At 70.5% G+C, this 22,737-nt stretch carries 17 protein-coding genes and 1 pseudogene; 6 read left to right on the top strand and 12 right to left on the bottom strand.

Translation table 11 applies throughout. The annotated features are described in order from the left end of the window. Positions 1-332: 332 nt before the first annotated feature. Positions 333-562, top strand: a pseudogene (locus tag ACFV3E_RS32325) (IS30 family transposase); the annotation flags it as partial. 27 nt (positions 563-589) lie between these two features. Here the strand turns inward: ACFV3E_RS32325 and ACFV3E_RS32320 are convergent. The 10 genes from ACFV3E_RS32320 to ACFV3E_RS32275 all read right to left on the bottom strand — a co-directional run bounded on the left by ACFV3E_RS32320 (position 590) and on the right by ACFV3E_RS32275 (position 16,590). Further along, positions 590-1,126 (bottom strand): SLATT domain-containing protein, encoded by a 537-nt coding sequence (locus ACFV3E_RS32320; protein ID WP_500537878.1) that lies wholly within the window; start codon positions 1,124-1,126, stop codon positions 590-592. 96 nt (positions 1,127-1,222) lie between these two features. After that, positions 1,223-2,512, bottom strand: a complete 1,290-nt coding sequence (locus ACFV3E_RS32315) for a hypothetical protein (RefSeq protein ID WP_500537877.1) — start codon at positions 2,510-2,512, stop codon at positions 1,223-1,225. A 92-nt stretch (positions 2,513-2,604) separates the two neighbouring features. After that, positions 2,605-3,735: a nucleotidyltransferase family protein gene (locus tag ACFV3E_RS32310; RefSeq protein WP_500537876.1), complete on the bottom strand. Its 1,131-nt coding sequence runs from the start codon at positions 3,733-3,735 to the stop codon at positions 2,605-2,607. 152 nt (positions 3,736-3,887) lie between these two features. Continuing rightward, positions 3,888-5,507: a hypothetical protein gene (locus tag ACFV3E_RS32305; RefSeq protein WP_500537875.1), complete on the bottom strand. Its 1,620-nt coding sequence runs from the start codon at positions 5,505-5,507 to the stop codon at positions 3,888-3,890. A 22-nt stretch (positions 5,508-5,529) separates the two neighbouring features. Beyond that, the gene (locus ACFV3E_RS32300; RefSeq protein WP_500537874.1) at positions 5,530-9,027 is read right to left on the bottom strand and encodes a hypothetical protein; all 3,498 of its coding nucleotides are present in this window, start codon (positions 9,025-9,027) and stop codon (positions 5,530-5,532) included. 432 nt (positions 9,028-9,459) lie between these two features. Continuing rightward, positions 9,460-9,618 (bottom strand): hypothetical protein, encoded by a 159-nt coding sequence (locus ACFV3E_RS32295; RefSeq protein WP_500537873.1) that lies wholly within the window; start codon positions 9,616-9,618, stop codon positions 9,460-9,462. A gap of 64 nt (positions 9,619-9,682) precedes the next feature. Further along, positions 9,683-10,849 carry an ROK family protein gene (locus ACFV3E_RS32290; RefSeq protein ID WP_500537872.1) on the bottom strand — a complete coding sequence of 389 codons (1,167 nt, stop codon included), beginning with the start codon at positions 10,847-10,849 and terminating at the stop codon, positions 9,683-9,685. Between the two features lie 278 nt (positions 10,850-11,127). After that, positions 11,128-14,460, bottom strand: a complete 3,333-nt coding sequence (locus ACFV3E_RS32285; RefSeq protein WP_500537871.1) for a PQQ-dependent sugar dehydrogenase — start codon at positions 14,458-14,460, stop codon at positions 11,128-11,130. A 116-nt stretch (positions 14,461-14,576) separates the two neighbouring features. After that, positions 14,577-15,545: a sugar phosphate isomerase/epimerase family protein gene (locus tag ACFV3E_RS32280; RefSeq protein ID WP_500537870.1), complete on the bottom strand. Its 969-nt coding sequence runs from the start codon at positions 15,543-15,545 to the stop codon at positions 14,577-14,579. Positions 15,546-15,639: 94 nt separating this feature from the next. Next, on the bottom strand, positions 15,640-16,590 hold the full coding sequence (locus ACFV3E_RS32275) for a hypothetical protein (RefSeq protein WP_500537869.1): 951 nt from the start codon (positions 16,588-16,590) through the stop codon (positions 15,640-15,642). A gap of 1,156 nt (positions 16,591-17,746) precedes the next feature. On the opposite strand from ACFV3E_RS32275, the gene ACFV3E_RS32270 reads away from it, so the two are divergent. Beyond that, entirely contained in the window at positions 17,747-17,905 is a 159-nt protein-coding gene (locus tag ACFV3E_RS32270) for a hypothetical protein (protein ID WP_500537868.1), read from the top strand. A 21-nt stretch (positions 17,906-17,926) separates the two neighbouring features. Continuing rightward, entirely contained in the window at positions 17,927-18,232 is a 306-nt protein-coding gene (locus tag ACFV3E_RS32265; protein ID WP_500537867.1) for a hypothetical protein, read from the top strand. Positions 18,233-18,303: 71 nt separating this feature from the next. Here ACFV3E_RS32265 and ACFV3E_RS32260 read toward each other — a convergent pair whose 3' ends face one another. Beyond that, a complete protein-coding gene (locus tag ACFV3E_RS32260) occupies positions 18,304-18,897 on the bottom strand; it encodes a TetR/AcrR family transcriptional regulator (protein WP_500537866.1) in 594 nt (197 codons plus the stop codon). A 71-nt stretch (positions 18,898-18,968) separates the two neighbouring features. Here ACFV3E_RS32260 and ACFV3E_RS32255 point away from each other — a divergent pair, with 71 nt between their 5' ends. From ACFV3E_RS32255 to ACFV3E_RS32245, 3 genes are all read left to right on the top strand, one after another. Then, positions 18,969-20,417 carry an MFS transporter gene (locus ACFV3E_RS32255; RefSeq protein ID WP_500537865.1) on the top strand — a complete coding sequence of 483 codons (1,449 nt, stop codon included), beginning with the start codon at positions 18,969-18,971 and terminating at the stop codon, positions 20,415-20,417. 331 nt (positions 20,418-20,748) lie between these two features. Then, positions 20,749-21,489 (top strand): SDR family NAD(P)-dependent oxidoreductase, encoded by a 741-nt coding sequence (locus tag ACFV3E_RS32250; protein WP_500537864.1) that lies wholly within the window; start codon positions 20,749-20,751, stop codon positions 21,487-21,489. Positions 21,490-21,640: 151 nt separating this feature from the next. Beyond that, positions 21,641-22,141, top strand: coding sequence for an ATP-binding protein (locus tag ACFV3E_RS32245; RefSeq protein ID WP_500537863.1), 501 nt, complete (start codon positions 21,641-21,643; stop codon positions 22,139-22,141). Positions 22,142-22,285: 144 nt separating this feature from the next. On the opposite strand, the gene ACFV3E_RS32240 is transcribed toward ACFV3E_RS32245, so the two are convergent. Continuing rightward, positions 22,286-22,714 carry a MarR family winged helix-turn-helix transcriptional regulator gene (locus tag ACFV3E_RS32240; protein ID WP_500537862.1) on the bottom strand — a complete coding sequence of 143 codons (429 nt, stop codon included), beginning with the start codon at positions 22,712-22,714 and terminating at the stop codon, positions 22,286-22,288. Between the last annotated feature and the right edge of the window lie 23 nt (positions 22,715-22,737).

Raw genomic sequence — 22,737 nt, 5'->3', positions numbered from 1 at the left:
GACTTCGACACCCCTGGTCGCGTGGCTGGCGGGGTCGGGCCGAGCGGGACGGAGGCAGGAGCGTGGCCGGGCCCCGCCAGGCCACGCGTCCCCGGCGAGTGCCGGGGACGACCAGCACACGGGACCGGCTCTGTCTTCAGAGGTCCGTGCCTCAGGAGCGAATACGGCTCACCACGAATTGGACATCCCCAGCGCTTACGTCCCCATTAGGAGCGACGGCTTGCGGCCGCTTGCGCGGAGCCCGGCCCGCAGGCCCACCCCCGACCGTCCCACCGCCGGCTCCGCAGGCCGCCGAACGGATCGTCTCCAGCAACGCCGACTCCGCCCTCGCCACCGGCCTCCAGGCCTACTTCTGCGACCCGCACAAGCCCTGGCAGCGCGGAACCAACGAGAACACCAACGGTCTGCTGCGCCATTACCTACCCAAGGCACCGACTTGCGGGTGCACTCGGCCGACGACCTCGCCCGAATCGCCCGCAGTCTCAACGGTCGGCCACGCGAGACCCTCGGCTACCTGACACCATCAGAAGGACTCGCCGAACTCATTGCGCACACGGATTGAATCCGCCCCGTCAAGCATCAACTGAATCTAGACGCCGTCAGTTCCAGACCTGGCCCGTTGGTCCACGGCGTAGGTCTGAGAACCCGCACGCAGGTTGGCCTGCGCCCTGCGGTAGGCGCGGCGGCTGGGCACCTCTGCCTGGGTGTTCTGCGCATCACGGCGGGCGGTCAGCGCGGCGAGCGCCTCACGCGCCTCCCCGAGGGGCCAGTCCGGCAGGTCGATCTCCCGGTGCTGCCGTGCGGCCGTCTGGATCTCCAGGTAGGCGTTGGCGGAGGCTGCCGCCTGCCCCGCCCGCTGCGGCGCGTTGACCGTGGTGAGTACCGCGCCCAGGCCTGCCGAGACCAGGGCGAGGATGCCGGCGGGGGTGCCGCCTGTGGACTCCACCAGCGCGGTCGTTCCCGCGACTGCCGCGAGCAGTGTCGCCGGAACGCCCAGCAGCCAGTGCAGGGCCCTCCAACGCTTGGCCTCCTCGAACTGCGTCTGGGCGCTGTACGTCGCGCTCTCCTCCAGCCGCCGGAACTCCGCTTCGAAGGCGCGGCGGTGAGCGTCCCCACGGGCGGTCATGTCCGTACCTGAGGGCGGAACTGGTTGGGCGTCAGCGGTGGCCACCTGTCCACGGTATCCGCCGGGCCGCATCCTCCGGAGCCCGTACGCCAAGGCTTATTCGGGGAGTTCGGCGTCGTACGCGGCGAGCGCCGCGTGCGCGGGATGGTGCCGGTGCAGACCGTCGATCATCTCGTGCCAACGGGTGGTCCCGATGAGTTCGTTGGCGTGCAGAGAAGCCCGGAGTTCCGCGAGCGGGACTCGGTCGAGGAAGGGCAGGGCGAGCGGCGGGGCGTCCAGACCGATGTCGAACTGCCCGTCCGGGACGGGCACGGTGAGGAAGCCGTTCCAGCCGGAGCCGGCCCGGTCCAGCACCATCCAGTACCGGGCGGGGGCGCCCGTCCCGGCGGTTCCCCGGACGGGGTTCACCCGCACGGGGTAACAGAGTGGCCCGTCCTGCGCTACGGATCTGCCGGGTGCCGTCCCGTCGTCCTCGATCGCCAGCTCGACGTCCACCATGCCGTCCCGTGTCACCGCCACCTCGGCGGTCAGCGGTCGTTCGCGCAGGGTGACCACCCGCTCGTCCTCGTCCTCCAGCTCCCCCGAGGAGGCGAGCAGGACGAACTCGGAGTCGAGACGCACCGTCAGGGACAGATCCACGAAGACGGTCGCGGGGCCGGTCAGCCGGGTGCCGGCCAGCCGGGCACCGTGACGGAGCGCTGGGTCAGCACCGAGCCGTTCGGCCAGCGCGGCGAGCGCCGACCTGGTGGAGGCCGGCAGGCGCGCCGGGTCCGCCGTGGACAGCCCGGTGAGCAGGGCGGCCGCCTCACGCCCGAACCAGAGGCCGCCCCGGCCGCCGCGCAGTCCGGCTTCGAGTACCGACAGCGGACCGGCGAGCGAGGTGGCGGCCGGCGTGAACCAGTGACGGAGCTCACGCGCCTCCGGCGCCCTCACGACGCCGTTCGCGGACGAGGGCGGCGTACCAACGGGATGGAGCAGCGCGGCGACGGAGTGCGCCGCGGCCTCGACCCGGTTCCATGGCAGGCAGTGGAAGAGGGCCGCGGGGGCCGCGGTCTCCCGGTCGAGGCGGTGCAGCAGGAGGTAGCGCAGTTCCAGACTCTCCGCCCGCAGCTGTGCCACGGTCCGGGGATCGGCCGGGACGGCGGTCCAGGACTCCTCAAGTCCCGCGACCAGACCCACGCCGTCCTCCGTGACCGGCAGCGGCCTGCCGAAGTCGTCCAGTTCGACCACCAGGGAGCCGTCCGGAGCCCGCAGGGCGAGCGCCGGGACGGGTGCTCCGTTCCGGCCGACGGTCACGCTCGTCCGTGCCCAGGCGGCGGTAGTGAACCGGCTCATCTCCCGAGCGTCGGCCCGCTCGTTGCCGTCGTTGATCCGTCCCAGGGACACGGGAGCACCTGGCGCACCCGGTTCCAGGCGAGCGATCCAGCTGCTCAGCGGGCGGTGCACGGCCATCACGTCCTCCTCCTGGGCCGTGCCCATCATGCGCCAGGCCCGGTGATCCGGGCGAGGAGCTCGACAACGACCGGGCCGTAGGCGCGGAGCGACTCGGCGGGGAGGGTGTGCGGCGGGCGCGGCAGACAGGTGTCGGCCTGCGCCCGCAGACGCTGCCAGGCCGCCTCCCCGCGCTCGTCCAGCCTCGCCACGAGGTTCGCAGGAAGGGTTCTTGCCCAAGCCCGCACCGCGCTGTCGTCCAGGCCGTGTTCTTCCTCCGCGCCGCTGTCCGGGCGGGGCCCATTCTGTCGCCGGACCGCGCGGTCATCGCCGGGCTGCTGCCAGCGCAGCAGGAACTTCAGGGCGCGCAACAACAGTTCGGCGCAGGTCTCAGGGCTCTCCGGCACACCGGCGGGGACGAGTTGGCGGGGTCCCCCGCCTCGATGGGGTAGGTCCCCGAGCGCCCGCCCGAGTGGGTCCACGACGACCTGGTGCAGCGGGTCGTACAGCAGGGTGTTGACGGTGAGGTCGCGCTGCCGGCTGTCCTGGTCCAGGTCCGTACCGGTGGCGGCGTAGGGCAGCCCTCGCAGACCGAGGCCCCGGTAGTCCAGGACGTGGCTGTCGCGTTGCGGCGTGAGGACGGAGCAGACCAGGCTGTCGGGGCTGAACCTCCGGGGGCACTCGGCGCTGGAGCCGTCCCGTTCGAGGACGTCTTCGGCGAGGTCGCAGAAGGCACCGGCCGGGGCGGTCCCCGTGGCGTCCAGGTCGCCGACCTCGTCCGGGCGGAAACCCGATAGCAGGTCGCGGGGGGCGCCCCCGACCAGCCAGAAGCCGTGCCCGGACGTGGCGAACCGGTCGATGAGGGGCGCGAGGAACCGGGGGCCACGGCCGCCGTGAATCAGCTCGTCGAAGGCCTCGGTCAGGCCGGGAACGAGGTCTTCGGCGTGGTGGACCCGGCCCCGCACGCCGTGGTGGACCCGGTCCCGCTCCAGTTGTGCGTAAGGGTGGAGGCCGACCCGCTCCAGCGCCGGGTGCCGGGCGGGGTCGGTGCTGCGCGATGGCGGCCCGCTGTGTTCGTCGCCTTCGAGCAGCAGCCGGTCGTCGGCGGAGGTCGGCACGGCCTGGGCCGCGCAGCCGAAGCCGATGACCCGCCTGCCGTCGAATACGTCCCCGGTCATGATCGGACCGTCGGCGGCCCGCACGGCAGCGCCCATCCGCGTCGAGGCCCCCGAATTGGTGTCGGCGCCGTCGGCCGACCACGCGTCGCCAGCCCGACTCGGCGGGACCTCCGGTTCGGTGCCCACCCGGGGGCCGGCAGCTCCGGGACCGGTCATCCGGCGGCCAGTCCGGTCCATCGCGCCTCCCCGTTCTCCATGCGCATGATCAAAGGCACGGGCACGGACTTCCACACGGAGTAGACCGACCCGTAGTAGTCGCTGTCCCGGTCCGGCTTCAAGCCCAGTATGGCGATGTCGTGCAGCTGCTCCGGGGTGCAGGTGATGTCCTGCTTCGGCTCGTCCACGCACGTGGTGATGCCTGGATACATGAGCCCCTGGGGTCCGTTCCCGCCGGGGTGGACGCGGATGGCCGTGAGGATCTCCGACGGCGCCTCCGTCCGCCGGACCCACTGCAGTACCCCCTCTCCGCAGCCGGCGCAGAGCCGGACCAGTGCCTCGGTGTCGTCGTCGTCGGCTGCTCGCTCGATGCGACGGGCTAGCCGGACCATCGCCTCGGGCAGCGTCTTTCCGTGGTCGTCGACCGTCGTCACTCCCGCAGCGGGGGGTTGTGGCCGGGCGGCGGGCGCCCCCGCGGCGGCGCTCTCCGCCGGAGTGAAGACGAAGGTGGACACACCGTCCGCCAGTACGTGTTCCCTGGCGCCGGAGGTGAGGCTCAGGGCGCCGGTGGGAAGACTCACCCCGTCGGCGACAGGACCGTCGCCGCGCAGACGCGCGACTCGCCCGTCGGCCCCGAGGGCCAGTCCGAGCAGGCCGGATCCGAGGTACGTCCACTTCCCGTCGCGTACGTAGTAGGTGACGGACCGGCCGGGGTACCGGGCCTGGCAGCTCTCGATCCCCGTGTAAGTGACGGTCAGTCCCTCCCCCGCCCAGGAGGCCGAGGTGATCGAGCGCTGGTCCCCGATCAGCGCCTGGCGGAACGCGGTGTCGCTGGGCAGCAGGCGCTTCGGCCGACCGGACGCGCCGGAGTGCTCGAAGAGCGTGGATACCGTCCAGCAGGCCCCGCCGCTGTCCGCGCTGCCCCAGGCGACGCCCTTGCCGTCCGGTGCCCGCCAGGCCTGGGTGAGAGTGGACGGCTGCTTGGCCGGCAGGAGCGGGCGGACTCGTCCGCGCCGGTCGACGGCGTCCAGGGTGCCCTGGCCACGGAAGACGCCGGGGCCTTCGGGCAGCGGGGTGAACAGGGTGACGTCCTCGGCCCCTCCAGTGACGAGGCGGGCGTACGGTCCCTTGGTCCGGCTCAGTGCGATCCGCCGCGGATCGCCCGTGGCCGGGAACACCAGCAGCGCGCTGCCGTCGCTCGCGAGACTGACGGCGTCCGCGCCAAGGAAGCCGGCTCCGCTACAGGGGCAGGCATGGGAGACCTTCTTGCCGGTGGTGACGTCGAGGACGTGCAGCCTTCCGGTGGTGTCCTCCTTCTGCGGGTCCGTCCAGACCAGCCGGCGGCCGTCCGGGGACCAGCTGAGCCGGTCGGGCACCTGTGCTCCGGTACGGTCCGCCTGCCAGGTACGGCCGGCGGCGTCGGCCACCATCACCGCCTGTTGCTTCGGCCGGACGAAGGCGAGAACGGGCCGCTGACGGTCCGCCGCCGAGGAAGAAGGACCGGTGCCCCGGGCACCCGGGGCCTTGTCGTCGTCGGGGGCCGCCGAGCACGCGGCGGTGGCGACCAGAGCGGTCGACAGGAGGAGGGCCGCCAGGGCGCGGACGCGTGAAGGCATGGGTAGGGGAGTCATGCGTCGGTCACTTCTCCTCGGCGCACAGATCGATGTACGGATGGCGGTCGCCTACGTGTTCGGCCCACTCCTTGCGGGTGAGCCCCTTTCCGCCGGTCCACCGGCAGATGCTCCGTTGCCAGTCGATGCCGCCCACCTTCCAGAGGTTCAGCGGCCCGGCGGCGTTGTCCGTGCGGAACGAACGGGTGACGGCGACCAGCATGCGGTCGTCCGGCGACCAGTACAGGTGGATGATGTCCCCGGCACCGCTCCGGTGCAGGGCGGGCATCGACAGAAGTCCTGTCGCGGTGTCGTGGACGAGGACCTGGTCGGCGAAGCCGACGGCCGTCCGGCTCCCGTCGGGTGACAGTGCCACCGTACTTGCCTCGGTGGCGGCGTCGGGCACGCGGAGCGGGGACCCGGTGTCCCGCAGATTCGCGTCCAGATAGCGGACGGAATTGCCATTGGCGAGGAGGGCGAGGCGGGAACCGTCCTGGCTCCAGTCCAGCCGGTACACGCCAGGCGTCTTCACCGCCCGGGTGATGGCATCCCGCGGCGTGGTCAGGTCGATGGCGACGAGCCGCGCATCGTCCTCGCCCGGCCGTTCCAGGGCGACGGCACGGGTGCCGTGCACCCGGAGGTCGATGCCCTGAGCGAGAGGGACGGTGTCCAGCTCCTTCCAGGTCCGGGTGGACCACACCGTCACCGGGCCAGTGACGTGCCGGGCGATCAGCAGGTGAGCCTCCGGCACGAACGCGACGTCGGTGACGATCCGCTCGGCGCTGCGACGGTCCGTCTCGTCCACGCCGGACGGCCGCAGGTCCCGCAGCCAGGTGCCGTTCCGCCGCCACACGGCGATCGTGCCCCGCCCGTTGAACTGTCCGGCTCCGGCCACGTACTCCGCGCTCATCGCGACGTCGTTGACGAAGAACGTGCGGGAGCTGTAGGTGGTCTCGTGCGGCCAGTCCGTCCCGGCGGAGAGGGACGGGCTCTCCCTCGCCTCCGGACGCACCATGTACAGCCCCTCGGCGGCGTGTGAGAGGTCCGAGAAGGAAGAGAGAAGCAGTCGGCCGTCCCTCCCGAAGGCGGCAGCGCTGGTCGCCGGTGCCGTGCTGCGGCCCAGCGGCCCGGGCCGGTCGTCGAGGACGTTGACGCGCCCGCCGCGCCCCGCCGAGACCACCGTGAAATCAGCCCCCACGGCCACGGCGGTCGCCGGACCCCCGCGGGGCTCGTCAAGACCCCGGCTCGCGGCGGCGTCGTCCCCGGCGCCGACCGGTACGAGAGCGGTGCCGGCGTCGCCGGCGATGGCGACGCTGCCACTGTGCTCGACCATCGCGCGGGGGGCGGTGGGCAGATTGCCCACGGCGAAGGTGAGCTGCCGGCGCCGGGCTCGGTCCCAGGCCTGAACGCCCCCGGGTGTGGCGAGGACGATCAGTTCGTCGTTCGCCCCGATCTGCGACGGCGTGCCCTGGACGTCCTCCTCCTCGATCTCCACCGCCGCCTTGTGGCTGTCGAGGCCGACGGAGAGTACGCGGTCGTTCGTCAACAGCAGAACCACCCGCTCCTCGGCGGGCTCCCGGTCGGGGCGTGGATTGGGGCTGGCAGCCACCGAGGCGTCCACCACCACGCGCAGGCCACCGGGCAGCCCCTGGACGTCCATCGAGCCGAGCCGCCGGCAGTCGGTCTGCTGACGGGTGGTGGTGTCGTACTGGGCCATCGTGCCGTCGTCTCGCACTTCCACGAGCCGGACTCCCCGGTCGGTGAAGGCAATCGCAACGGTTCGGCTGTCCGCCCGCGCACAGGTCGGCTCCGGAAAGGTGCCCCGCAGGACGGGTTTCTCGTCCAGCACCTCGTACAGGGAGACGACGGAGGCGCCGCGGGCGGCGAGCAGGCCGCTCACGTCGTTGAGTACCAGGCCACCCACCTCCCCGGGCGTCTTCCCCAGGAGCTTCCCCGTGCGCAGGTCCCAGGATTTGACACCCGAGTCATTGCCCGTGGTGTAGACGCGGTCGCGTTTGTCGTCCACGGCGACGCTGTCGACCCGGGTGGGGCTGGCCTGCCAAGAGAGCCGTACGCCGGAGTTGGTGTCCAGCACGTCGCGCATCGCCTGGACGGCCCGCGGGGTGTCCGGCTCGATACGGCTTCCGGCGAGGCCGAGCAGGCCCGCGAGACGGGGATCGGTCTGCCGGAGTGTCAGGGCCTCCGCGGCGAGATCCGCTGCGAGCGCCTTGTCCGCCTCCTTGTCGCCCACCTTGGCGAAGTAGAGCGCCATTCCCGTGACCATCGCAAGGACGACCAGGAGCGCGGGCCCGGTCACCTTGGCCCAGCGGGCCAGGGCCGGCCCGTCCCAGGTCCGGGCCAGGCGGGCGGCCTCGGCGACGGTGGAGGCGACCAGGAGGTTCGCGGACCTGTCGCCGTGCCACGCCTGACGGGCCTCGTCCTCGTCGTCCCCAGGGACGATCACGTTCTGTCCGTTGTCCGCCGCCTTCAGCTTGCTCGCATAGCCACCCACGCTGACCAGCCGGCCCGCCCGCGTCCCGTCGAGCCCGCCGACCAGCGCCGTACGGGAGTTGAGACGGCGTAACGCTGGCAGGGAGAACCGGTCCCTGAAACTCCTGGAGGAAGGCGGGCCGGGCCGGACGCCGGTCCGGCGCCGCCCCACCTCGCCGATGAGCACACCGAAGGCACAGCCCAGCGACCGGTCGGCGACCATCCCGACGACACCGTCCGCGCCGGTCAGCGACCACAGGACGGTCCCGGTGACGTCGTGCCCGGCTGCTGTCCAGGCGTCTCGGAGGGACTGCTGGAACCGCGCGTCGGCACGGAAACCGGACATCGTCCGGGGGTCGGGTATCAGCGTGGGCGGCCCGTCGGGCAGCACGGCGACCGTGAGTGTCCCGCGTGCTCCGCCCCGGCCGGCGTCGAACAGCACGCCTGCCTCGGCTACCTTCTGCGGCTCGGGCAGCGCCCCGTCCAGAGTCAGCAGCCACAGCAGGACCGGCAGGGCGAGATCCCGCTCGTCCTCGCCGAGTCCCGCCGTCAGCCGGTTGATCCGTGCCGCGTGTCCGGGTGCCGCTCGGTCCAGCAGGCTCGCCGTCTCCAGCCCGTCGAGCGGAAGGTGTGCCTGGCAGTGCCGCAGCCACAGCATCCCGGTCTGTAACTGACGCGGCGCGTCCTCCACGTCTCCGACCAGTGCGAGTGCCATGGCGGCGGAGGCCCGCAGGGCATGGGCGGCGGCCGGTTCGTCCGCGCGGTATGGGCCCTGACCCGCGAGGGCCCGGACGCTGGTCGCGGCGGCGGCCCTGGGAGCCAGCAGTCGGTGGACGTCCGTATCCCCGTCGCGGAGGGTACGCAGGACCTCGGTGTCCTCGGCGGCGACGCGTTGCCGCAGGTAGGCGAGGGCGGGCTGCTCCGGTGAGAGCAGGGCGCGCCGCACGCGCCGGGCGGCTGTCCGGTCGGTGACCGACAGCTCCGACGTCAGTAACGCGCCGACGTCCAACGCTGGTGAAGGCTCGTCGGCCACCATGCCTCCCCGTTCCCCCGCCGGCAGTAGCGTGCCGTCCACCGGTCCACCGGCACATGATGGCAGCCGCGGCGTCAGGAGAAGGGGGACTTGCGGAGATCCGGACACTCTTGTCGGTTCTTCTCGTAACCTTCACAATCGCTGTCGCGTCCGGTCCGTTGCGGCGCCGAACGTACGGTCGCTCCTGAGTGGACAGGCCCCACCGCCCAGTCGTGGAAACCGTTGACCGCAGCGCGGTTGCGCCGCCACCTCACCGGCTCCACCGCAGCAGGCGCCAACTGCGTGCGCCACCGACGAAAGGCCATCAAGTCCGCCTCACACGCCGGCAACACCGGGGGCGCCGGTGACGACCGCGGTGGAGGCCTGGGCGGCCCGCTGATCCCACCGGCCGCCTGGCTCCCCTCGTGGCCGCCCCCGGGCCGACTGGCCGACGCCTCAGCTGCCGACGGTGTCCCGCCATGAGTGCCGTGGCTCGTGTCCCAGCACCTCACGGGCCCGCCGCACGCTGAGCAGCGTCTCATACGTGCCGATCTCGCGGGTCGGCTTCACATCGGGGAAGACAGCGGCGAGCAGTTCCGCGGAGGGGCGGTTCACGATTGTGTCGGCCGCGGCGATGACGTAGCTGGACGCGCCCGTGACGGCGGCGTTCAGCTGTCCGTCAGAGATGTCGCTGGAAGTCGAGTTCGCTGGCCAGTAGTGCCGCGCCGGTAACTCCGGCGCGCGGGCCGAGTTCTGACAGCACGATCTGCAGGTTCCCGGTGGCGAGCGGCAGCGAGCCCTTGTACACGACGCTGCGGATCTCGGCGAGCAGCAGATGGCCGAGGCCGGAGACGCCACCGCCGATCACAATCATGGACGGGTTGATGAAGCTGACCAGCGTGGCGAGGACTTGCCCCACCCGGTGGCCGCCGTCCCGGATCAGGTTGACGCACGTGACGTCGCCGCCGGCCGCGCACTCCGCCACGTCCACGGCGGTGAGGAGGCCCTCCGCGGCGAGGCGTTCTGCCAGCGCCGGCGACTGCCCCGAACGGGCGGCCTCGGTGGCGTCCCGGGCCAGGGCCACACCGCCGAAGAGCGCCTCCAGGCAGCCGGTTCTGCCGCACGAGCAGACCGGTCCCTCGGCCTCGACCTGTATGTGGCCGATGTCGCCTGCGGATCCCTCCGACCCGCGGTAGATCTGGCCGTGGACCTGCACACCGCAGCCTATTCCGCTGCCGATCTTGACGAACAGCAGGTTGTCGACGGACTTGGCGACCCCCGCGTACCGCTCGCCGAGGGCCATCACGTTCACGTCGTTGTCCACCACGACCGGGCAGCCGTGCGCGCGGGTGAGGGTGTCCCGGACGGGGAAGCGGTCCCAACCCGGCATGATCGGCGGGGAGACCGAGATCCCCTCCTTGAAGCTGACCGGCCCCGGCAGGCCGATGCCTATGGAGTTGAACCGCGCGCACCCGGCCTGGTCCGCCATTTTGTTCAGGAGTTCGTTGACCCTGTCCAGGACCGCGCGCGGACCTTTACGGATATCGGCCGGCTCGGCATAGGAGGCGATCGGTTCCAGCCCTCCGTCGGTGATCTCGATGTCGATCGAGCTGGCCCCGAGGTCCACCGCCGCGAACCGGATTTCGGGATCGAGCTGGACGAGAGTGGAAGGACGGCCGCCTCGAGAGGTGGCCGGCCCCGCCTCGAGCACCTTCCCGGCGGCGATCAAGCGGTCGAGTTCAGCCAGCAGCCGCGGCCTCGCCACTTCCAGTTGGTCGGACAGCTGTGCACGCGACAGCGGCCCGAGGTCGCGCAACAGGCTCAGCGCGCGGTACTGGATGGTCACAGGCTCACTTCCCGGGTATCAGCCGCATGTGTGACAAAACGTTAGGGGCGTTACGTCATAAGCGTCAATGGCTTTCGCGCGGATCGCCGAAAGTTAAATCAGAAACAATAAAAGCATCGGCATGTCGTGAAGTTACCCGACCGGAATCCCCGTCCGGGGCCGCCGGCATGTGGACGCACTTCAGGGCCCGGTGGCCGCCGTCCGGCGACGGCCACTGGTGGGCCCTGGAGCGTCGGCAGGGTGCTGCCCGCCGTGACGGCCGGGCAGCACCCTTCGCATCAGCCGGCCAAGCCTCCCTTCACGGCGAGGGCATCGCGGGCAAGAGCGGTCCGCGCGGTCGCGTCGGTCACCAGTTTGGTGTCCTGGGCCAGTTGCGCGACCTGGTCCAGGACCGCGGCTGCCTGGTTGGTGCGCCCTGCGTCGGCGTGCGCCCGGGCCTGGTCGAGCCGGACCGTCAGCCGCTGGCGGCCCTGCTCGGTCAGCCGGTTCTCCGCACGCAGCTGGGTGATCAGAGTGTCCATCTCGTCGAAGGAGGTGCGGGTGGTGAAGTGCACGGTGCGAGTGGTGGTGTTGCCCGCCGCGTCACGACCTGTGACCACCAAGTCGTGGTCACCCAGCGGCAACCGCCACAGCAGCAGTGGCTGCCCCGGGGTGACGGGAGTACCGTCCAGCAGCGCTGTCGCGGTCGGCCCTCCGGAGACGGCGTCCGTGAGCGAGACCACCGGCGTCGGGCGCTGGGAGTCCCCGTAGGCGGTGTCAGCCGTCACGCCCGTGACGGTCACCGTGGGTCCGGTCCGGTCGATCCGAACGGCGATGGTGCCGACCGCGGAGATGTTGTTGGCCGTGTCCGTCGCCCGGTACCGGATGGAACTCATCCCCTCCGCGGAGAGGGTGACCGTGCTGTTCGCGCTCAGCCAGGTCGTGCCTCCGTTGAGCGAGTACTCCCGGCTCTTGATGGCGCCGTTGTCGGTGGCGTTGACGGTCAGCGACACGTTGCCGGTGTACCAGCCGTTGCTGCCGGTGGGCTGCGCCGGGTTGAGGGTGGCCGTCACCGTCGGCGGTGTCCTGTCGGCGACACCGGACCCCTGGAAGGTGAAGGAGTCCACTTCGACGCCGCCCGAGGACGTGACGTAGAGCTGCCCGGTGCCGGTGGGAGCCGTGCTCAGCGCCGTGTTGATCGTCTGCCAGCCGTCACCCGCCGGGACCGTGATCGTGGCGAACGGGTCGGACCTGGGTGTGCCCCAGCGCAGCGACAGGGTTCCGGCGCCGGTGGCACGGGTCTGCACCCCGGTGATGCCAGCGAAGGAGACCGGGTCGTAGCCGATCCAGTCGCCGTTGTCGAAGGCGGTCAGCTTGCGCTGTCCGGACGCGGTGGCGTCATCGGTGATCACGACGCCCTGGGACGAGTCGTAGTGTTCGCCCTGCATGAGGGCGGGGTTGAGGACGACTTGGGCGTCGCTGGTGGCGGGCGGCACAGAGCCGGCGCCCCGGTCGGTGTAGGTGAGACCGAGGACGCCGAAGACGTTCTCCGTGTCACCGTGGCCCGCGTCGGCCGGTGTGGTGATCGCCCCCGAGCAGCCGGTCCCGCTGCTCACCGGGTGGCCGTGCTGGTTGTGGCCGAGGCCGAGGGTCCAGGCGGCCTTGGTGCAGTCGATGTTGGTGCCGTCCTCCGGATCGTCGATCCGGGTGGCGTACGGCACCACGTCGCCCCAGGTGAAGAAGCCACCGTTGGGCGGGGAGGTGAACGCCACCGTCGGAGCGGTGTTGCCCACGGTGATCTGCTTGCTGGTGAGGCCGGTCTTGCCCTCGGGGTCGGTGACCTTGAGGCGGGCCTGGAGCTGACCGTTGTCGGGATAGGTGCGGCTGGCCGTGGGGCCGGTGGTCTCGAAAGTGCCGTTGCCGTCGAGGTCCCACTGGTAGGTGAGGGCGGAGCCTTCCGGGTCGCTGGAACCGGTGGCGCTGAAGGAGACGGTGAGCGGCGCCTGGCCCGAGGAGGGGCTGGCACTGATCACCGCGGTGGGGGCCTTGTTGCCTTCGGCGTAGTCGATCCGGTAGAGGCCCGCGTCGGGGTCCTGGCGGAAGAAGCCGTCGCCGTAGTCGAGGACGTAGAGCGCGCCGTCGGGGCCGAACTCCAGGTCCATCGGGTTGTCCCACGGCGGGATGCCGTTCTCGGAACGCTGGCTGTTGGGGAGTACGTTCTCCAGTTTGGTGACCGGACCGTCCGGGCCCGCCAGGGTCAGGGCGGCGACGTAGTCCTGGGAGAACTCCCCGAGGAAGGCCTTGCCGTCCCAGTAGGCGGGGAACTTGCCCGGGGCGGGGTTGGCCGCGTCGTAGTGGTAGACCGGGCCGCCCATCGGAGCCTGGCCGCCGGGACCGCCAGGACCGCGGAAGGCGGTCAGTTCCGGCCAAGGCTGGTCGGTGTCGCGGTCGCCGTACCACAAGGTGGCCGCCCTTGCCGGGGGCAGCTGGGTGAGGCCGGTGTTCCAACGGGAGTCGTTGACCGGCGCGGCGCAGTCGAAGGCGGGGCCGGGCGTGAGGGTGGCGAAGTCGAAGTCCCGGTAGGGACGGGTGTTGTCACCGGTGCAGAACGGCCAGCCGCTGTTCATGGCGGTGGTGGTGGTGTCCCACTCGACGTAGCCCATCGGTCCGCGGTTGGGGTCGGCGTTCCCGGCGTCGGGGCCGTAGTCGCCCCACATCACCGCGCCCGTGGCCTTGTCCACCGTCATCCGGTAGGGGTTGCGCAGGCCCATCACGAAGATCTCGGGTCGGGTCTTGTCCGTGCCGACGGGGAACAGGTTGCCCGGCGGGATGGTGTACGTCCCGTCGTCCTGGACGTGGATGCGCAGGATCTTGCCGCGCAGGTCGTTGGTGTTCCCTGAGCCGCGGCGCTCGTCGAGGCCGGGGTTGTAGGTGGCCGCGTCGTTGATCGGGGTGTAACCGTTGACGTTGGGGCCGGACGCGGGAGTGTTGCCGCCGGTGGACAGGTAGAGGTTGCCCTGCGCGTCGAAGTCGACGTCGCCAGCGACGTGGCAGCACTGACCGCGGTTGGTGGTGACGCGGATGATCTCCTGGGCGGTGGACAGGTCGAGCTTGTCCCCCGTCCACTTGAAGCGGGTGAGGGAGTCGTAGCCCTCCCACTGCTTCCAGTAGGCGTCGGTCTGCCCGGCCGGCAGCCGCTCGGGGGCCGCGCCGGTGGGAGTGCTCAGCGGCGGCGAGTAGTAGAGGTAGACCCAGTGGTTGGTGGCGAAGTCCGGGTCGAGGGTGACGGTCTGCAGACCCATCTCTGAGTTCTGGTAGACGTCGAGGTGGTTCACGACCTTGGTGATTCCGGTGCCGGGGTCGGTCATCCGCAGATCGCCGTTGCGGGCGGTGTGCAGGACGCGCAGATCGGGCAGCACGGCGAGGTCGATCGGCTCGCCGGTGTCCTTGCTGAGCGTGGCCTTCTCGTAGTTCGACCAGTCCACGGCGGGGTCGGCGGCGGCCGTGCCCGCCTGCGCCGCGAGTGCGTCGTCCGGTTGCGCCTGCGCAGCCGGTGCCAGGGCGAGACCGCCCAGCATGGGCAGCGACGCCAGGAGCACCCCGGCCATGAGGCCTCTCAGGGTACGGTACACAGTGATGCGTCTCCTTGGTCTGTGCCGGTCAGGAGGTGCGCAGCCGGGCCGGCCCGCCGGTTGCGCCGTGGCAGCGGTACGCAAACGGCGGGCTGTGCCCGATGGGGTGCCTGCGATCAGGCCAGCAGGCCCTTCAGGGCCGTGAAGCTGCGCTGCGCGGCGCCGAACGAACCCGGCGGGTTGGGCTGGGTGTTGGGCGCGGTGTCCTGCTCCCAGATGCCGACGTGGCTGCCGCGGGCTCCGATGTCCCGGATGAACTGCTGGTACGGCAGGACGCCGGCGCCGAACTCGACGATGGAGTAGCCGTCCGCACCCGAGCTGGCGGCGCCGTCCTTCATGTGGAACAGCGGGTACCGGTAGGGCTGGTTGCGCACGTAGGCCGCGGGGTCGAAGCCCGGCCAGCGGTGCTGGCCCACGTACGCCCAGTACACGTCCAGCTCCAGGTAGACGTAGCGCGGGTCGGTGTTGCGCAGGAAGACGTCGTACAGCCGGACCGACGGCTGGTCGGTGGCGAAGGCGAACTCCCCGGCGTGGTTGTGCTGGTAGAGCTTCAGACCACGGGCGGCCGCGGCCTGCCCCCAGGCGTTGAACTCCTCCGCGGCGGCGAGGTAGCCGGCGACCGTGTTGGAGTTCGACGGTGCGTTGGCGGTGCCGACGTGCGGCATGCCCAGGATCTCCGCCGCGTCGAGCTGGCCCTGGAGGTTGGAGCGGAAGTCCCCGATGCCGACGTGGCTGCCGATCGCCTTCAGGCCGTTGTCGTCCAGCAGTTGCCGGATCTCCTGGAGCGTGATCTGCCTGCCGAGGATCGAGGTGCTCTGCGTGTAGCCCGCGAACTCGACCTCCTTGTACCCGATGCGTGCCATCTCCTCCAGGACGACCCGGAAGCCGAACGAGCTGACCTTGTCGCGGACGCTGTAGAGCTGCAGGGAGATGCGGTCCTTCGGGATGGACAGGATGCTGGGCGCGGCGGAGGCGGACGGCGCCGTCGCAGCGCCGACGATCGAGGCGGCGGCGACCGCCACAGTGGTGGCGGCGGTGGCCCGCAGGAAGTCTCTGCGGTCGAAGGACTTGTCCAGGTGGCCCACGGTCACTCCTTGATGGATGGGGCAAAGAAGAGTGGGGTGTGAGGTGTGTGGTGTTGACGGTGCGGAGCGCTCTTCGCCCGTGGACGGGCTGGGATCACAGACCGGTGCCCTCGGCAGCCGCTTCGGCCTCCGCCTGCGCGGTACGCGCCGCCACCTTCGCGGCGAGGTCGGCACCGCGGTCCTGCGGGGCCGCCTTGGCGGCCCGGGCGAGCGACGCCGAGGGGGCGGTGGTGGTCGCGGCGATGCCGCCGCGCACGCGGGCCAGTTCGCCCACCTGGAGGGCGGGGCTGTTGTCGCTGGCGGTGAGCTTGCCGAGGACGATGGTGTTGTCCAGGACCGCGTTCGCGTTGTTGCCGGTGACCGCGAGGTCGCCGCCGAGGTAGGTGGCCTGCGCGCAGGAACTGAGCGGGCCGTCGCCGCCGAGCTGGAGGGTGTCGGAGTTGTTCTGGTACGCCGTGTCGCCCAGGACTTCGCTGGCGCACAGGACACCGCCGAGCGTGTTGGCGTTCACGGTGAGCGTCTTGGAGACCGTGCTGTCGTACACGTCGGTGTAGAGGTTCGCGTCGCCGGAGACGGCGCCGGAGACGGTGGTGCCGGAGATGTACAGCTCGCCTGAGGAGGCTCTTATGTCTCCCTTGACGGTGGCGTCGACGCTGTACAGGAAGCCTTCGACGGCCGAGATGCCGCCGCTGGCCGTGGTGTTCTGGACATGTACGCCGAAGGCCCCCTGCTCGGTCACCGCGCCCTTGACGCTGCTGTCGGTGATGTCCAGGTAGGCGTTGTCCCCGACGGCGACGGTGCTGCTGAAGGTGACGCCCTTCGCCACGAGGTCGGCGCCGGCCTCGATCGTCACCGTGCCCTTGACCTTCGTACCGGTCAGCGTGCACGAAGCGCCAGCCGGCACCACGAGGGCGCCGCTCACGGTGACGGCTCCGCCTTCTCCCACACAGGTGGTCGTCAGCGCCGCCTGCGCGGGCGCCGCAATCGTGACCAGCCCTCCCGAGGCCACCAACGAAGCTGCAACAAGGTAGGAACGGATCTTCATGGAGCTTCCCTTCTGCTGCGGTTGCGGCCACGGCGACATGCCGCGGCCGGGAACCCCCGCCACGGCGGGGTGCTGCGGAGTGCGGGACAACTGTTACGACGGAAGCCCGCTACGTGGGGCGGGCGGGAGCTCGGCTTCTCGTCGACGGTGAGGACGCGTCACATACGACCCCGGCATGCGGGGTGGGTTGCAGGGCCGCGCTGTGCGTTACGTCGACGCAACACCGCGTCGATCGGCTGGAACGCTAATCGGGGTCCCCAGTGGTGTCCAGAGCTTTGGACGGAGTCATCGGAATCTTTTTGCCGAACCGTCAAAAGATCGCTGTCATCGGCGAATTGGTTCGATCGAAATGTTGGATAGCACCTTGACAGGGGTGACGCTCTGCTGCACGCTCGTGACGCTTCGCCACCCAGTCAGCGGTTCCACGCACCATCGTCATCCCTGACAGGAGCGCTCATGCCGACCGATCGTGGATCACCGGCGCCCGTGGCTCTGTCGCCACCACGGCACCTGTCGGTCTGCTCGCCTCGCGGGCCGAACTGACCGGACCCACCGGGCGTGTGACCTGTTTGCCGCTCCCCCACGCAGGCCCTCCCGGCCGGTCCGCCCCGGTCATGTGCGGCGGCGATGCATACAATCCGCCTCTGTGCCCGAAGGCGGGCTGCTCGCAACGACGTGGGCGACGGCCGCAACTTCCCTTCCTGACCGCCTCAGGGGTGCTGCCGTAGCGCTTGACCGGCCCCGGCGAGGCCACGGCTCGTCCTCATCGTCGCCTGCGCCGTTGCCGTGCCGACGGGCAGCCCCTGCCCGGCGCCTGGTCGTTCTGGCAGAACAACAACCGGTACTAATAGGCCTCCGTTAGGTCTGTCTCCCTGGAGCCTTGCCGCCAGGTCAGGGAAGCGAATGCCTTCCGTCCTTGGCCGGCGGCCGGGGTGGCCAACGGGGTGCCGGGTGTCGGTAGCGGGCTGGGGCCAGCAGCCGACGTCGCCGCGGCGGTCGGGGGCCCCGGGCTGGGTGTCGAAGGGGTGGGCGGTCACGTCCGCGCGCCTACGGTGCCGGGGACGAGCTGGAGCAGTTTCCGCCGTGGTCGTTCGCCACACAGCTGCGGCGCCGCACGCCCCCTGCACAGCCGGATGCAGGGGCTGGGCATCTACGGTTGGTCAAGCCGCCCGAAGACAGCGGACCCGGCTTCCGCGACAACCTGATCTACGTAGCGGTGACGGCCATGGCCGCAATCTTCGGCTTCGCCATCCAGGACCACCAACGCCTGCATCTGCTCCTGGCGGTCTGCCCCGCAGCGGTGGTTCTCCGGTAGACCTACCTGGCCAGCGACCAGATGATCACAGCGATAGGCGGCTACCTGGGATCCTCGCTGCGGCCGCACCTCGCCGCAGCAGCCGGCGCCCCCGAGGACCGCGTCCTGCGATGGGAGGCACGGCTGGCCGATCCCGGACGCAAACACCGGAAGATCGTCCAGCTCATCATCGATCTCATCACCTTCTGCCTCCCGTCGATCGCAGCCCTGACCAGCTACGGCATCCTCATCGACCCGAACCCATGGGCCGTGGCCGCCATCGTCCTCGAGGCACTGCTCACCGTGGGATTCGCCTGGGAAATCGTCCGCAGCGCCGAAATCACCTAACCCGGTATCCCAGTGTGGGATGCGGTCATGTTGCTCATCGCCTGCTCGCGTGCCGGGTGGGTTGTGTGCTGTCAGCGGCGGGAGATCGCGCCCTGCAGGGCCGTGGTGAGGATCTGCTGGGTACGGCGCTGATTCAGTGGCAGGTGGCCGATCAGGAGCCGGTAGTACAGGGCGCCGTAGACGAGGTCGATCAGGGTGTCGGCGTCGGTGTGCGGGTGGAGTTGCCCGTCGTTGATGGCTTGGTCGACGTGGGCTTTGATGTCGACGCGTCGGGGCTCGTGGAAGCGGGTGAGGTAGGCCTCGCGTACACCTTCGTCGGCCTGGGCGGCTCCCATGACCGCGCGGGCGACGGTGCCGTGCGGGCCATTGAGGAAGCGCACGACGGCGTTGAGCTGGCGTCCCCAGTCGTGGACGAAGTCGCCGGTGTCCTGCCAGGCCAGTGAGGGCTCGACGACGTTCAGGAGGCTGTCGACAAGTACCTCGCCGGGATGGGACCACCAACGGTAGAGGGTGACCTTGCTGACGCCGGCCCGGGTGGCGATGCCTTCCATGCTGAGTTTGCCGAGCCCGTCGGACTCGACGATCTGCAGGGCGGCGGCAAGGATCGCGTCCCGTTTCGTCTCGTCCCGGACCCGGCCTCGCGCTGTGGGTTTCGTGGCAGGCATAAACCCACTGTACGTCGCGTTCAGCTGTACGAACCGTTCACATGAACGGACCGTACAGGAGAACGCTGGTAATGAAGTGGTGGACCCCCCGGACAGCTGCAGCCACGGCTCTGGGCGATGTCGGGATCGGAGTACTGCTGACCTGCGCCTTCCTGCCGATCGTTGACTTCTTCATCGTGAATGTCGCTCTGCCCACGATCGACAGCACGCTGCATGCGTCCGAGCCCGCTCTCGAGCTCGTCGTCGCCGGCTACGGCACCGCCTACGCAGCGCTGCAGGTCCTCGGCGGCCGCATAGGCGACTCCCACGGCCGTCGCAGGATGCTCATGCTCGGCCTGGCCGGATTCACCGCCACCTCACTGCTGTGCGGGCTGGCGCCCAGCGTCGGCACCCTGGTGGTCGCCCGGCTCGCCCAGGGAGCGTCGTCCGCGCTGCTGGTGCCCCAGGTCCTGGCGACGTTCCAGACCGCCCTGGAGCCGGGGCGCCGCCACCGGGCGCTCGGCCTGTACGGAGCGGTGGCCGGTCTGGCGATCGCGGTCGGCCAGCTGTTCGGCGGCCTTCTGGTGACGGCGAACATCGCGGGCCAGACATGGCGGCCGATCTTCCTGGTCAACGTACCGATCGGCCTGGTACTGCTCGCGGCGATCCCCCGGCTCGTCCCCGACACGCGCTCGGATCATCCGGCAGGCATCGACCTGCCCGGCACCCTGCTGTTCACCGCCACCCTGACCGCGCTGCTCATCCCCCTGGCCGAGGGGCGCGACGTTCACTGGGCGGCCTGGACCTGGATCCTGCTCGCTGCGGCCCCCGTGCTCGCCGTCGCGACCTACCGGGTGGAGCGGCGCGCCGAGGCCCGCGGGGTCGTACCCCTGCTGCCGCCGTCGCTGCTGGCGCTGCACTCGGTCAAGCGTGGCCTCCTCCTGGGTATGCCGTTCTTCATGGGGATCGGCGGATTCATGCTGATCATGGCGTTGACCATGCAGGACAGCCTTCACGTGAACGCGCTCCACAGCGGCCTGACGATGCTGCCGCTCGCGCTGGCGCTGCTGATCGGCTCGCTGTTCGTCTCGCGGATGATCGACCGATTCGGGCGGCGCACGCTGGCGGCGGGAGCTCTGTCCCAGGCCACCGGTCTCGGCATTGTCATCGTCATGGTCGCCACCATGTGGCCACACGTGTCGCTGCCCGCGCTCGCGCCCGGTCTCGCCTTGGTCGGTCTCGGCCAGGCGCTGGTGTTCGGAGCCTTGTTCCGGCTTCTGCTCGCAGACGTCCCCCCGCACCTGGCGGGCGTCGGCGGCGGGGTGTTCAACACCGTGCAGCAGGGCGGCCTGGCACTCGGCGTCGCGTCCCTCGGCACGCTGTACCTCGGCGTCGCCGGTAGCGGGTCGGGCGGTGTCCTGACGGCCTTCATCGTCGTGGTCGCCCTTCAGATGACGGTGGCGCTCGTACTGTTCGTCGGCTCGCGCACCATGCCCGCTTCCGCGGGCGCGGCCGCCGCCCCGGTAGCTGAGGAGGCCTAGATGTACGAGCACGAACCTGGGCCCGGAACGCCTTTACCTGGCAGCCGACTTGCATCGCACCAGCCCTGACATGGCATTACCGGCGCCCTGCCGGCGGGATCCGCATGGCCGCCGATGGGCGCCGCGGGCCCGCGTTGGGCAAGGGGCGCGGCTTCAGGCGCCGTGGCGAGTCGGGGAGTTTGCCGCCTTCTGGCTGTTTTATGGTCCTACATCAAGATAGGTGGCGATATCGGAAATGTATATCGCTGCCATGGGGTTAGCACACAGCAACACAGGACCCGAATACGAAGAAGGTCCCGGTGTGTGACAGGGAAGGCAAGCGATCATGGGAATGTCCGGACGTACTGCCCTCGTCACCGGAGCCACCGCAGGCATCGGCCGCGCCGTGGCCGTGCAGCTGGCACGCGAAGGCGCCGACGTCATCGTGCACGGCCGCGACGCCGATCGCGGCGCCGAGGTGGTCAAGCAGATCGAGGCCGCCGGCGGCACCGCCCGGTTCCTGAAAGCCGATCTCGGCGACGCCGAGGACGTGCTGCGCCTGGCCGAAGAGGCGGGCGAGGTCGACGTACTGGTCAACAACGCCGGCATCTACAAGTTCCAGTCGACCGCGGAGATGACGCCCGAACTGTTCGACCTGCACATGGACCTCAACACCAAGGCACCGTACCTGCTGGTGCGCTCCCTGGTCCCGGGCATGATCAGGCGCGGTCATGGCGCGATCGTGAACATCGGCACCGTCGCCGCCACGGTCGCCACCACCAATACCGGCATCTACGCCGCGTCCAAGGCCGCACTGGAGCAGCTCACCCGCATCTGGGCGGCCGAGTACGCCACGCAGGGAGTGCGCGTCAACACCGTCACCCCCGGCGCCATCCGCACGCCCGGCACCTCGGCCGACACGGCCACGTTGAACGCCATCGCCTCTGGCATGACGGCGATGAAGCGGATCGGAGAGCCCGAGGAAGTCGCCGAGGCCGTCGTCTTCCTCGCCTCCGACCGCGCCAGCTACATCACCGGAGCCGTTTTGGAGGTGACCGGCGGCCGACCTGCCAACGGGCCCCAGAACGACTGACCCCTCAAGACCCCCTGGCCCGGGGCGGGTAAACCACCGCCCAGCCCCGAGTCCAGGGCTCGGGCTCCTCGAAGCCGCGGGGCTGATGGCCTGTCCCGGACGGCCGGGGCGCCCCTCCCCCAGCACCACCCGTCACCTGAAGGTGATCGCCATGAGCAGCACAGCGGAGCACTGCACCGCGCCGAACACCGCTCCACCAGTCGGCCTTGCGATGGCCGCCGGCCTGGACACGCTCTCGCGGCCACTTGCCGCACAGTTGTTCATGCGCGAAACCCGGGCCGTGCGACGGGCCCGCCGATTCATCGCCTGCATCCTGCAATGCTGGGGCGTCACCGAACGCGTTGCCGACATCATCTTGTGCGCCGCAGAACTCGCGGCCAACGCCTGCGAACACAGCCGGCCCGGCGCGGACCAGTTCCTGGTGCGTGTCCTGTTGTGCCAGGGCACCCTTCGCGTCGAGGTGCATGACCGTGATCCCCGTCGCCCGGCACACCGGAATCCCGATGAGCAGGCGTCGTCCGGGCGGGGCCTCATCCTCGTCAGGGACCTCGCCGACGGTTGCGGAGTCGACTCCAAACCCGGCAACGGCAAGGCCGTGTGGGCCGCCTTCGACGTCACCGGCCTCCCGCGTGACTGCGCCGTCCCGGCGTAGCCCGGCCGGTTCGGGGGCGCTCTCCCCCTGCCATCGCACCGCAGCAAGCGGCCGTCCCCTCGTCACCCTCATCGCGGGTCCGAAGGGAGGGCAGCCGGGGCTGTTCAGCTGTCTGTGGCGGCGCAGCGCTTGCCGCTCAGCCGCTTACTCCGCGGTGCCGACGATGACCTCCGGCGCGAGTTCCGCGACGCGGTCGAGGAGCTTGACCAGCTGGGCGTAGTCCTCCTCGGACATGGCCTCGCGCAACCCGTGCTCGACGCCTTCCGCGAACGCGCGGGCGGCTGCTGCCCGCTCGGTGCCGGAAGGGGTGAGGGAGACCAGCATGACGCGGGCGTGATCCGAGGAAGCGTGCCGCTCGACCAGGCCCTTGACTTCGAGGTTCTTCACGATCCCGGTCATGGTCTGCGAGGTGACCAGGGCCTCACGGGCGAGCTGGGTGCACGACTTCGCGACCCCGCCGGTCAGATAGCCCAGGGCCGTGCACTGGGGGTAGGTGAGGTCCAGCTCCCGGATCCCGGCGGCCTTGCGTGCGGTGAGGGCCTGCTCGGCACGCTTGAGGTGAAAGCTCAGCATGCTTGCAGGAACGATCGGCGCAG

The sequence above is a fragment of the Streptomyces sp. NPDC059718 genome (assembly GCF_042733315.1).
Taxonomy (GTDB): domain Bacteria; phylum Actinomycetota; class Actinomycetes; order Streptomycetales; family Streptomycetaceae; genus Actinacidiphila.
This window is presented reverse-complemented; position numbering and strand designations above follow the sequence as displayed.